At 42.0% G+C, this 12003-nt stretch carries 15 protein-coding genes and 1 pseudogene; 9 read left to right on the top strand and 7 right to left on the bottom strand.

Annotation, left to right across the window (positions count from 1 at the left end; genetic code table 11):
• Positions 1-41: 41 nt before the first annotated feature.
• Both ACJ9PY_RS23380 and ACJ9PY_RS23375 read right to left on the bottom strand, forming a co-directional pair.
• Entirely contained in the window at positions 42-188 is a 147-nt protein-coding gene (locus ACJ9PY_RS23380; protein WP_411739125.1) for a hypothetical protein, read from the bottom strand.
• A gap of 38 nt (positions 189-226) precedes the next feature.
• Positions 227-352 carry a hypothetical protein gene (locus ACJ9PY_RS23375; RefSeq protein WP_411739124.1) on the bottom strand — a complete coding sequence of 42 codons (126 nt, stop codon included), beginning with the start codon at positions 350-352 and terminating at the stop codon, positions 227-229.
• Between the two features lie 42 nt (positions 353-394).
• On the opposite strand from ACJ9PY_RS23375, the gene ACJ9PY_RS23370 reads away from it, so the two are divergent.
• On the top strand, positions 395-790 hold the full coding sequence (locus ACJ9PY_RS23370; RefSeq protein ID WP_411739123.1) for a VOC family protein: 396 nt from the start codon (positions 395-397) through the stop codon (positions 788-790).
• Here ACJ9PY_RS23370 and ACJ9PY_RS23365 read toward each other — a convergent pair.
• Entirely contained in the window at positions 787-1431 is a 645-nt protein-coding gene (locus ACJ9PY_RS23365; RefSeq protein ID WP_098864699.1) for a DUF6944 family repetitive protein, read from the bottom strand. The genes ACJ9PY_RS23370 and ACJ9PY_RS23365 overlap by 4 nt on opposite strands.
• 135 nt (positions 1432-1566) lie before the next feature.
• Between ACJ9PY_RS23365 and ACJ9PY_RS23360 the strand changes: the two genes are divergently transcribed.
• From ACJ9PY_RS23360 to ACJ9PY_RS23350, 3 genes are all read left to right on the top strand, one after another.
• The gene (locus ACJ9PY_RS23360) at positions 1567-2049 is read left to right on the top strand and encodes a DUF4306 domain-containing protein (RefSeq protein WP_197483615.1); all 483 of its coding nucleotides are present in this window, start codon (positions 1567-1569) and stop codon (positions 2047-2049) included.
• Between the two features lie 216 nt (positions 2050-2265).
• Entirely contained in the window at positions 2266-2913 is a 648-nt protein-coding gene (locus tag ACJ9PY_RS23355; RefSeq protein WP_082854505.1) for a pentapeptide repeat-containing protein, read from the top strand.
• Between the two features lie 168 nt (positions 2914-3081).
• On the top strand, positions 3082-3771 hold the full coding sequence (locus tag ACJ9PY_RS23350; RefSeq protein WP_411739122.1) for a VOC family protein: 690 nt from the start codon (positions 3082-3084) through the stop codon (positions 3769-3771).
• A gap of 125 nt (positions 3772-3896) precedes the next feature.
• On the opposite strand, the gene ACJ9PY_RS23345 is transcribed toward ACJ9PY_RS23350, so the two are convergent.
• Positions 3897-4097, bottom strand: a complete 201-nt coding sequence (locus tag ACJ9PY_RS23345) for a hypothetical protein (protein ID WP_411739121.1) — start codon at positions 4095-4097, stop codon at positions 3897-3899.
• Positions 4098-4221: 124 nt separating this feature from the next.
• Between ACJ9PY_RS23345 and ACJ9PY_RS23340 the strand changes: the two genes are divergently transcribed.
• From ACJ9PY_RS23340 to ACJ9PY_RS23320, 5 genes and pseudogenes are all read left to right on the top strand, one after another.
• Positions 4222-5499 (top strand): glycosyl hydrolase family 8, encoded by a 1278-nt coding sequence (locus ACJ9PY_RS23340; protein ID WP_411739120.1) that lies wholly within the window; start codon positions 4222-4224, stop codon positions 5497-5499.
• 45 nt (positions 5500-5544) lie between these two features.
• Positions 5545-5939 (top strand): annotated as a pseudogene (locus ACJ9PY_RS23335) (VOC family protein).
• 747 nt (positions 5940-6686) lie between these two features.
• Positions 6687-7049, top strand: a complete 363-nt coding sequence (locus tag ACJ9PY_RS23330) for a thioredoxin family protein (protein WP_371748549.1) — start codon at positions 6687-6689, stop codon at positions 7047-7049.
• Positions 7050-7217: 168 nt separating this feature from the next.
• Positions 7218-7724, top strand: coding sequence for an Rrf2 family transcriptional regulator (locus ACJ9PY_RS23325; protein WP_057279121.1), 507 nt, complete (start codon positions 7218-7220; stop codon positions 7722-7724).
• 2 nt (positions 7725-7726) lie between these two features.
• Entirely contained in the window at positions 7727-10576 is a 2850-nt protein-coding gene (locus tag ACJ9PY_RS23320) for a YhgE/Pip family protein (protein ID WP_411740320.1), read from the top strand.
• A gap of 38 nt (positions 10577-10614) precedes the next feature.
• On the opposite strand, the gene ACJ9PY_RS23315 is transcribed toward ACJ9PY_RS23320, so the two are convergent.
• The 3 genes from ACJ9PY_RS23315 to ACJ9PY_RS23305 form a co-directional block, all read right to left on the bottom strand.
• Positions 10615-10986, bottom strand: coding sequence for an ArsR/SmtB family transcription factor (locus tag ACJ9PY_RS23315; protein WP_063589905.1), 372 nt, complete (start codon positions 10984-10986; stop codon positions 10615-10617).
• Entirely contained in the window at positions 10987-11415 is a 429-nt protein-coding gene (locus ACJ9PY_RS23310; RefSeq protein WP_095391274.1) for an SRPBCC family protein, read from the bottom strand.
• 119 nt (positions 11416-11534) lie between these two features.
• A complete protein-coding gene (locus ACJ9PY_RS23305) occupies positions 11535-11978 on the bottom strand; it encodes a DUF6376 family protein (RefSeq protein WP_054399099.1) in 444 nt (147 codons plus the stop codon).
• Between the last annotated feature and the right edge of the window lie 25 nt (positions 11979-12003).

Here is a 12003-nt window from a genome sequence, read left to right as displayed (position 1 = left end):
CACGAGTAAAAGTCGAAAACTCACGAGTAAAATGCCAAAACTCACGAGTAAGGCGCCAATTCACGAGTAAAAGCACCAAATTCACGAGTAAAAGGCCCAAACTCACGAGTAAAAGCACCAAATTCACGAGTAAAAGGCCCAAACTCACGAGAAAGGCGCCAATTCACGAGTAAAAGTCGGAAACTCACGAGTAAAAGCACCCAATTCACGAGTAAAAGGCCCAATCTCACGAGAAAGGCGCCAATTCACGAGTAAAAGTCGGAAACTCACGAGTAAAACGCCCAAATTCACGAGTAAAATGCCTAAACTCACGAGTAAAAGCACCAAACTCACGAGAAAGGTGCCAATTCACGAGTAAACGCTCCAAAAAGTGATCATAAGAGGAGGATTACAGGTGTCAAAGGGATTTCTTCATCATATTGAGCTGTATGTTTCAAATTTAAAGAGGAGCATTGATTTTTGGGGCTGGTTTTTGGACGAGATGGGCTATGAGCCATTTCAGAAGTGGGAAAGCGGGAGGAGTTGGAGATTGGGTGAGGTGTACATTGTTTTTGTACAAGCGGAAACAAGGTTTCTTGACATTCCCTATCATAGGGGACGAGTGGGTCTTAACCATTTAGCCTTTCACGCCACTTCCCGGCAACAGGTTGATGAGATCACCAGAAAGTTAAGGGGCAGAGGAGTTACAATCCTTTATGCCGACAAGCATCCTTTTGCCGGCGGAAAGGATCATTATGCGGTATATTTCGAAGATCCAGATCCGATGAAGGTCGAACTCGCGGCCCCTTAACAATAGTTGGCATAGCTATAACCATTATTTCCATCTTTCCCATTCTCAGGTTCGGGCTCTGGGCCAAGTGAAAAGGCCTCGATCAATATGAATGCACCGAAAACCTGGGTCCAGCTGCCTAGTAAAAGAATTTGTTCTCCCATCCGTACTTTTTCATTTAAAATGAAAATATTTCCGACCGATTCCAAAAATGAACCGGCTGCAATGAGGCCATTTCCCTTGATCTCAAAAGGTGAAATGGCCTCATCAGTCAGCGTTGCACCGAATGTTTCAAAAGCGGCACCCAGGCCTTGGATTCCACTGCCGATTGCATCGGTTCTCGTGCCTTCCTTCTCTGAACCACTCAACTGCATATCTATTCCAACTACATTTGCGGTATTGCCAATGGCCTCAAGCCAATTGCCGAATATAAAGTAAGATTCCGAACGTTCGTTTTCCGGGTTCAGCATTTTTGAACGGCCGATCGCTTGCAGGGAATTTGCAACGGCTTCAATGCCATTCCCTTTGAGGATGAGATCTTTTCCGAGATTAGTGCTCGTTAAAGTTTGCCGGGTTTGCCCGATTGCACCAACAAGAGTGCCGATGCCAAGTAACCATGCTGCTGAAATAAGGAGGTCATCTCCATTTCCATGAGTGATCATATCTTAAACGCTCCTTATAAGTGGTTAGATTATATTATTCAGGAAACAGTGTTTGTTTACTTAATGCTTTATCACTTTGGGCTCAGGTTGTAAGTTACCCATTTATTGGTATAATGACAGCTGGAGGAGATGATATTGACTTTTAACAATTTTTTGCAAATGATTATCGCAGCACTTTTCTTTATGGTTTTTACCTTTTGTACCTGGTATGAAGGAAGCGAAATTCTGGATAGACCTTGGGAATGGAAGCATTCCACGCATTTCACACACATAAATGATGAACAGGCGATAGAGGCAGATGATATTTCGAATTTCGATCATTTCGTGTATGCCGCAAAATTCAAACCGTTATTTCCATTTCTTATGGTCCTAGCCGCATCGTACTTAATCATTCTTATGGGATATATCCTGTTCCAAAGAAGGATTAAAAAGATGGCCCTATTCTTATTGGGATTTGGAGTCATTTTTCTGTTTTCTAGCGGTTATGTATCCAATTCCCCAACTGTTGGAGGAAATATCTTTCAAGCATTTTTTCTGATAGGCGGAATGATAGCGATAATGGCTGCAGCTCTCTATTATTATCGGATGCCAAGAGGATTCAATACGCTCATGAAGTAAACAAGCTGCCGATGAGGCAGCTTTTTTTTGTGCAAATTGTTGACACAAAATAACGAAAAATAATAGTCATTTTCGCGAAATTCTTAGATTGAACTTCACTGTAATGTAGTTTATAGTTAAGTCGAAATTTAGTAGACCAGTTGTTATAATACCGGCGATGAACCCCTATCGATTGGATAAACCAGTGATTGAAGACTAAAGCGAAAAGGTGATAATATGTCAGGCAAAATCAAAATTGAACAGCCAAAGATCCCCCAAGACTTAACACAAGCGAACTTTCAGGAAATATATTATCAAGATGAGCCTTATCTTGAGTCCTGTATCATAACCAACTGCACGATCGATAGAGAAAAAATGGACAAAATCGTATTATCACAGGTTGTTTTTAAAAATGTGACATTCAGTGATGTATCATTCAGGAATATCGAGCTGACGGATGTCATCTTTGATCATTGCGATTTAACGAATGCCGATTTCATGGGCGGCTCGATTCATCGTGTGGAATTCAAAGAGTCCAAACTTTTAGGCATTAACCTTTCTGACGCAAGCTTAGGGAATGTCTTCTTTGAGAATTGCAACCTGAATTTAAGTGCCTTTGGTTATTCCAGTTTAAAGCAAGTGAGGTTCGATCATTGCTCATTGGAAAGTGCTGATTATTATGAGTGTAAATTCATTAAAGTGAAGTTCGAAACATGCAGATTAAATGAAGTGAACTTTTCCCGGACACCGCTCAAGGGAATTGATATTAGCAGTTCTGCATTTCAAAGGATTACCGTATCCCCGGAAGATTTAAAAGGATGCGAAGTTTCCCCGGACCAAGCGATAGTCTTTGCAGCCATGCTCGGACTGAAAATTAAAGAGTGAACCTTTCAATAAGGCTGAAGCGAGGGACCGCCGAATTTGGCGGTCTTTTTTGAGTTATTTTTGGTGAATATAGGCAGAGTGAATAAAATGATATGTATAGAAAAGTACGGAATCTTTGCACAAATGCAGTATTACTTTACAATATTTGTTAAGTGAAAGGGGGATTGAATGTTGATTATCAATAAGGTCACTTTGTATGGTCATGCCTGGAATGAAATGCGGAATTTTTATGTTGATGTGTTAGGATTTGAGTTACTATCGCAAACGGATGAAGGTTTTGAAATTAAGGCAGGGGAAAGTGTGCTTGAAATCAAAAAATATCATTACAAAGATAAGCCCTTTTACCATTTTGCCATGAACATTCCGACCAATTTATTTACTTCGGCAAAAGCATGGGCGAAATCAAAAGTGGAATTGACCAGGGAAGAGGATGATGACGAAGTTTATTTCAGCTTTTTAGACGCACGGTCTTTTTATTTTTTAGACCCTTCAGGCAACATTGTCGAGTTCATATCGAGATATTCCGTATCGCCCGAATCCGCGGCTGATTCTTTTTCGGCTCACAACGTCCTGTGCATCAGTGAAATAAACATTACGACAGATGAAGTCAGGGCTTTGGGAAATCGGTTGATCAGCAATGGTGTGCCTGTAAGGAATGGTGAAGCGATAAGAGAAGATGGATTGAATTTCATGGGTGAACATGAAGCAGGTTCGTTTTTACTTTTAGGTCCAAGGAAACGGCGTTGGATTTTCTCGGATAAAGAGTCGGAAACCTTTCCGCTTTCGCTAGTCATAAATCAGCATCTGGAAATTTCATTGGATGGCGAAGGATTTATGGAAATGAAAAAGGGGGAATGATGTAAATTTATATTTTGGCAATAAAGCAGAAGCAGGGCTGCCTGTCATTGACGTATTTCCAAACCAGCATTCATTCTGCCAGTCTTCTGCTTACAAATGTCGATTAGCTGTATATATTTATATTATTACTTAATAAATTCTCTAAAATTATCAATATAGAAAGCTACATAACCGCAATTTGGGCATACAGATACTTTAGGGTTTGCAGAAACACTATTGAAAAGTCCTTTCTTTTGGCTAATCTTAATTCCATTCATACCGCCTTGTACATTTACTTTGCAATCATCTATCATTTTAGTTTGGCACTGATTACAAATTCTTTTCATTAAAAAACACTCCTTTTTCATTTAAAAATTACTTAAGTAGGAATACCACAATTCGATTTATTTTAACATAAATTTCCAAAAGTCCTTTTGGCTTTTTGAATTACATAACCCAAGGAGCAAAGCCATGAAAAAAAGAAGTTTATTGATAGCGATGGGCGTGATCGTTTTTGGGATCATTGCCTCGATAGCATTGGTTTCTCAAACCAAAAAGAAAGAGGTCGCCGGTAAGAGGGCATTTCCCCAGCATACAGTCTATCAAGCGGGGACGATAAAACCTGACAATCCGTCACAGAAGGAAATGGATGCTGCCGTGACGACTTTTTATGAAACCTGGAAAGATAACTATCTTAAGCAGCCTGCCGATAAAAATGATGAATATTATATTTTTTACAATGATAAAGGATATGCAGAGCCCAAGAATGCAGTGACCGTTTCTGAAGCGCATGGTTATGGGATGATGATAACGGCAATCATGGCAGGCAGCGAGGACAAGAGGTACTTTGATGGGCTTTATCGTTTTTATAAGGCGCATGGAAGTGATCATGACCCTTCATTGATGGCGTGGCAGCAAGTAAAGGATAAATCGGGTAAAATCATCAATACGCCAGGGGATGCCGATTCAGCAACTGATGGCGATATGGATATCGCCTATTCATTATTATTGGCTCACCGCCAGTGGGGAAGTGAAGGGGAGATCGACTATCTTGCAAGTGCAAAGGACATCTTGGATGCGATCATGTCGAATGAAATAAATCGGTCGCAGTCCCTTGTTAAACTAGGGGACTGGGCGGAAGATGAAGATGACGTATACGGACAATCGACTCGTTCCTCTGACCTTCTTCTCAATCATTTTAAGACATTTGAGGCGGCGACTGGGAATGACGAATGGAAAGATGTAAGAGATAAGGCCTATAAGGTCATTCTATCTATTTATAAGGAGAAAAGCGGCAATACTGGCCTCATCCCGGACTTCATTGTACAATCCAAGGGAGAATATCAGCCGGCAGAAGCAGACTTTTTAGAAGGGGAGAATGACGGCAATTATAGCTGGAACAGCAGCAGGATCCCATGGCGCTATACGATCGATTACTTACTGACTGGTGATGAAAGAGCGCTGCCGCAATTAAAGAAGATGAATGATTGGATTAAAGCGGAAACGGATGGCAACCCTGAAAATATCCAATCCGGTTATACGCTAAGCGGAAAAGCCGTGGAAGAAGGGAATAGTACAAGCTTCGTCGCTCCATTCATGGTGGGTGCCATGGTGGATTCCTCCAATCAGCAATGGATTAACCGCTTATGGAACCGGACGATACAGGAACAAGATGATGATGACTATTTTGCCAATACGATAAAATTACAGACAATGATCGTGGCTTCGGGTAACTGGTGGGCGCCATGATTCAATGGAAGAAACCAATTAAAGATGAAAAGGAGTTTGATGAGGATGATGAAGGTCACACCTTTCTTGATGTTCGAAGGTAATGCGGAGGAAGCGATGAATTATTACACATCTTTAATCGAAGGATTGAAAATAAACAGCATTGTCCGGTATGGTGCAAATGAATCAGGTACAGAGGGAGTAGCATGCAGGCTACCTTTACCTTGAAGGATCAGGAATTCATGTGCATCGATAGCAATGTTAAGCATCAATTTACATTTACACCATCGTTTTCAATTTTCCTTACATGTGATAGTGAAGAGGAAATTGACAGGCTTTATTCGAGCTTAACTGATGGAGGACAAGTGATGATGCCATTGGGTGACTATTTCTTTAGTAAGAAGTTCGGCTGGGTATCCGATAAGTTTGGTGTTTCCTGGCAGCTTACTCTCCCAATATGAATGAAATGAAAAGGCCACTGGATAGTGGCTTTTTCATTTCATTGACCAAAGGGGGTCCGTAAGTGACACCCCGAACCATGAGGAGCGGACGGATCGAAAAAAGTGCGTTAACAACGAAAAAACATAAACAAGACCTGGTTATAACTATATGATTTCCACTCCAGGCACTCGCTTTCCGCGGGCGGTCTGGGAGCCTCCTCGGCGCTCTTTGCGCCTGCGGGGTCTCCCTTGGACACGTTTTTCCCGCAGGAGTCTCGCACCTTCCGTTCCAATCAACTGGAATGTTTTTTTAAGAAAGAACTGTAGGCTGGCCTCATCCTGAACCTTGATTATGTTTTTTAGTGTTTTATGAATCCACCCGCTAGATTGAAGAAATTTGCGACACTCCTGCCGAATAACTGGCTAGCCAAGACCCCACAGCCGCTTGCGGTGAGGAGGCTTGGCAGACAGTCGGCGGAAAGGGAGCGGATTTCTGAAATCAACTGAATATTTTTTCAGACTGTAGAGGCATCGATTCACATCGTCGAAAAGATTCCTGACAGTGAATTGATCATTTTTGAAAAAAGCTGCCACTATCTTTTCATTGATGAAAATAGGGAATTCATTTCGAGGATTTCTTCTTTCATTAAAGAGAGATTTGGACACAAAGAAAACGAGGCATCATATCCGGGCAAGAGTTAGATACTTTTAGGATAAACCGTTTGTGCTGTGAAGGAATTAATTATATATTAATCCTTGAGTACATTAATTCATGGATTAAAGTATGATGATAAGAAAAGCCCGGAGGAGACAATCATGAAAAATATCAATACTGAACAAGAATATCGTGAACAAATCAACCAAGAGGGACTGACGGTCGGGATTTTTACAACTACATGGTGCCCGGACTGCAAACGTTTAGACATGTTCATCGATGAGATCACTCAAGAACATCAAGACAAACAGTGGTTTACAATCGATCGTGACGAGTTCCCTGAGATTTCCGAAGAGCAAACGGTAATGGGAATTCCATCACTTTTAGTATTTAAAAATGGGGAAAAGGTTGCGCACCTGCACAGTGCAAATGCTAAAACTCCAGAAGCGGTCAATGAATTTTTAAAAGACCTATAAAAGAAAAGGTGAACCCCATGGTGCTGTAATGAGGGGTTCATCTTTTTTTTTAGAAATTTTTTCTGGAAATGACTTGATTTCTAAGGTGAAACGGGGTTTAATTATAGATACCGAATATCCATTATGGATATATAATATCCACATAGATGCTAAAAGAGGTGAAATGATTTGCAATTAACAAAAGGGGTCGAGCAAGCTATATGCATCATCGTTATACTCTCTACCCAGGATAAAAATGTCCCGCTTTCGTCAAATGAGATCAGCAGGCGATTAGAGGTGTCTCCTTCTTATTTGAAAAAAATCATAAGGAAATTGGTCGTAAAGCAGTTAATCACTTCTGTTCCTGGTAATAACGGCGGCCTTACTCTTGCCAAAAGTGTAGATAAGATTAAAAACCTTGAAATTATTGAGGCGATGGAAGGTCCCATTTCGATGTTTCCGGATACAGGACTTATAGAAAAAGCGTTTAAAGATGGAGAGTATGCAGAGAAGGGAATGGACGTCCTTCGTCGGATGTTTTCTCGGGCGGATCAACTTTTAATAGAGTTCTTTTCCAGCCAAACAGTGGCGGATTTGCTTAAAGAAAGCTTTAGCACCACGGACATACCGACCCTTAATTGGAATACCGCGTCATTGAGTGATGTACTGCGTGAAAAGAAAGGTGAAAAGAAGTGAATATGCTTAAACAAGAATGGAAGCTTTTCCTTACGAATCGAAAATTGGTCGGTGTCGCAATCGTTTTACTGTTCGTCCCGATTATTTATGGGGGGTTATTCCTTAGTTCCGCTTGGAATCCATACGGAAAAACAGGCAAATTGCCTGTTGCAGTCGTGAATAAGGATGTAAAGGCGGAATATGAGGGGAAAACCTTAACAGTCGGTAATGAGCTAGTCGAGCAATTAAAGGACAATGATGATTTAGAATGGCATTTCGTAACGGAAAAAGCGGCGAAAAAAGGGTTCGATGATGGTACATATTATATGGTCGTCACCATTCCGGAGGACTTTTCAAAAAATGCTTCTACCGTCATGGATGATGAGCCTAAAAAAATGAATCTGACGTATGATGTGAATCCTGGACGCAGTTTCGTTTCTGAAACGGTCGGGAAACAGGCAACGAATAATTTGAAAACGGAAATTGCCGAAAGTGTCACAAAAGAATATGCGGAAGCGATCTTCTCCCAACTGGATGAAATCGGAGAAGGATTCGGCGATGCGGCAGATGGGGCATCCAAGCTGGATGACGGTGCAAAAAAACTGCATGATGGAAACAAAGAAGTGACGGAAAATCTGAATAAGTTAGCTTCGAGCACATTAACTTTTAAAGATGGAGCGAATAAACTCCAAGTGGGCGTTGGCGAGTTTTTGGAAGGAGCCAACAAGCTTGAAAGTGGCGCGTCGGAATTGAATAAGGGTATTTCACAATATACCTCCGGTGTCGGTCAGTTGCAAAAGGGTGCGAACGAACTCGCATCAGGCACAGGGGAATTAACTAATAATAGTGAAGCACTTATAGAAGGTTCTTCCCAGCTTTCCACTGGGCTGGCCAAAGTGGTTCCAGGAGCGCAAACTTTGAATACTGGATTGGCACAAGCGCAAACAGGCAGTGCGAATTTGAATGATGGGTTGAATCAATTATCACAAAATGCAAGCCAGCTGACGGATCAATCGACAGGAATTCCAAAATTGGCAGCAGGTCAGCAGAGTTTAAATGATGGAATCAATAAACTGGCAGGAGGAAGCCAGGCGCTAAATGACGGGCTGAAAAAAATGGATGGTCAATTGCCCGGAGAAGAACAGCTGGATCAGCTTAAGCAAGGACTGACAAGCATTCAAAGCGGTGTAAATCAATTGCAAGAAGCGGTTCCAGCAGGAAGCAGCGCGTCCGGTACCGTATCCGGCATTACTGAAGACCTCAATAACAGTCAAGCGGCGTTAACGGAACTTCAATCAACGATTGCGAATAATGGTCAGAGCACGATCAGTGCCGTTCAAAACACGGAAGCCTTCAAAAACATGACCAGTGAACAGCAATCAGAAGTAATCGGAGCCATTCAAAATGAACTTCAAAGCCAAGCGGAGGCACAAAAACGAATTGCATCGGCTCTTGCAGCAAGTGTATCAGACTTATCAACGCAATTAACGGATAAGGTAATGCCTGTATTGAATGGATTAGGGCAGCTTCCGGAACAAGTGGCCCATTTAAATAATGCGGTGAATAAAGTCAATCCAAACGCCGTTTCAGCGTTAAACGGATATACGTCAATAAGGAACGCACTGGAAGAACAATTGATTCCTGGTGCGACCCAATTAAATGGCGGCTTGAATGAAGCTGTAGAAGGCAGCAATCAATTAACGGCGGCAACGCAAAGTTTAAATGAACGGACACCGGAATTAGTGAAGGGGATCAACCAGTTAGCACAAGGCGGTTCCTCGTTGAATAATGGCCTTTCAAAACTAACTGAGGGATCTGGTCAATTGGTTGATGGAGTTTCACAACTGCAAGCAGGTTCATCCTCCTTTGGGAGTGGTCTTGAGAAGTACGCATTTGGTGTTAGCCAAGTTGGAGAAGGGGCAAGCAAACTGGCTAATGGGGCCAATCAACTGGATGCCAACTCAGCGGCCTTGAACGAGGGCTCATCAGCACTTGTTAAAGGAACTGAACAATTGGCAGGCAATCTGCCTACTTTGAGCAATGGGGTCATCCAGCTTGCTGATGGCGCGGGTAAGATCAATGAAGGTTCATCAGCACTTGCTGAAGGTTCCGGTAAATTGGGTGAGGGAATCTCCTCACTTCAAGATGGAACGGTCGAGCTTTCGGAAAAACTCAGTGATGGTGCAAAAGAAATTAGTGAAAATAAAACAACCGATGATAACTACAGCATGATTGCTGAACCGACACAGGTCAAAGAACAAAAAAGCAGTGACGTGCCGAATTATGGTCATGCACTGGCTCCTTATGTCTTGTCTCTAGGGTTATTTGTTGGAGCCATTGCCTTCAATATGGGATTCCCGACAGGCTTGCCTTCTACTAGGCCAACATCAGGAGTGGCATGGTGGTTCAGTAAATTTACGGTCCTATTCATCCAAGCGACGCTTTCTGCATTAGTGTTGGATGCGATCATGATTTGGGGAATGGATTTACAGGTAGAGAACATGGGGCAATTCATTGGGGTTTCCATACTGACTTCCCTAACGTTCATGTTCATCGTTACCTTCTTGACCGTAGGATTTGGAAATCCAGGTCGTTTATTGGCGATGATATTCCTTGTATTACAGCTAGGTGCAAGCGGAGGAATGTTCCCTGTGGAACTGACAAATAACTTCTTCAGTCATGTTCACCCGTTCATTCCGATGACATACTCTGTCATGGGCTTCCGCCAGGCGATGAGTACGAGCCTTGGGGCGGATGCATTGACAGCAAGTATAGTGTTCCTTACTGGATGCATCATTGTCTTTAATCTGCTGCTATTGCTAACGATGGTCATCAAGAAGCGAAAAGCACATAATATTGAGATGAATGCATAAACAAAAACCCCCGGTGCAATGCGCCGGGGGTTTTCTCATTATGATGGTTCAGTCGTGTCCTTTTCTTTTTCGATGACTTTCAATCCATTTTCCCCTGAATTTTCAATCACATGTTTAAGGATGGATAATTTGTTATCCCAGAATTGATCGTAAAAAGAAAGCCACTGTTTCAATTCCGCTAAAGGTTCCGGCTGAAGCCGAAAGCGTTTCTCTCTTCCTACCTTCCGGCCACTGACCAATTCAGCTTCAGAAAGGATATGAAGATGCTTGGCAATTGCCGTACGGCTCATGGAAAAGTGAGAAGTGATTTCTGAAATGGGTAAATCCCCTTCAGCAAGCAATTGCAGGACCTTTCGGCGGGTTGGGTCGGCGATAGCCTGGAATACATCGTGTTTTTCTGATGCAGACACTTAGCCCTCAACAGCCTTTTTAAGACCTTGATTAACGATCTGTTCCCAGCCATGATTCATTCTATCGCGAATCACTGAGCTTTTTTCGTTCGGTTTCGTAAGAATCGTATCAGGCTCTTTCCAGCCGCCATGAATAAGGGTGAACTCCGTTTTGCCATCCACTTCTTTTAAAAGGAAGGAAATGAACCAACCGTCCGTATCCCAACTGAATGAAAGGCGATGAGGAGCATCTAACTCCGTTACCTTACAAGGAGATGGGCCAAAGGGTGATTGCACATGGAACTCATGTCCCACTTTCGGTTGAAAATCATTTGGCATGAACCATGAAGCTATGCCCTCTGCAGTGGAAACTGTATCCCAAACTTTTTGGATAGGTGCTTCAAGAATAACCGTCTTCTTGATATCCTGTAATGTATTTTCCATACTGATTCTCCTTTGTAAGTGAAAATATGAAACCAATTGGTTTTGCTTTGTTGATTATATAAAACCTTTTGGTTTCATGTCAATAATTTGTTTCAAGCGATTCCTTTTTATTCATTGCAGGAGGCTTAATTTCCCAACTCTTCGATTTGTTTTGCCAATCCCGTTATATTATCGATTGATTTCATTATCTCTGAATCTTCCAATGCCTTAGGATCAATTTGGCCCTTTTCAATATTATTCAGATATAATTCAATTCCATCTGACAGCTGTTGATTTGAGCTGACGATCTTCTCATGGATGCCTTCAGCGATTTGGGGTGGTTCAGTTGCATTGAATTCTTCAATCTCCGTTTTCATCAATTCCAGTTCTTTTTCAAGATTTGCTCTTGTTTCGGCATTCGTGATGGCATCCTGTGACATGGCGGGAACCTCATTGGCAAAATCCTGAACGGTATTTACATACTCCGTCGCATCATCTGCATACTCCAATGATGAATTGACTTCTTCTAAAGCTGAGCATCCGCTTAATGTAAGGATGGACAGCAGAGCAATGGTCATTATTTTTTTCATATGTGCCTCCAATGTGATTTTTTTA

The organism is Peribacillus sp. S4, assembly GCF_046715815.1.
Lineage (GTDB): Bacteria > Bacillota > Bacilli > Bacillales > DSM-1321 > Peribacillus > Peribacillus frigoritolerans.
This window is presented reverse-complemented; position numbering and strand designations above follow the sequence as displayed.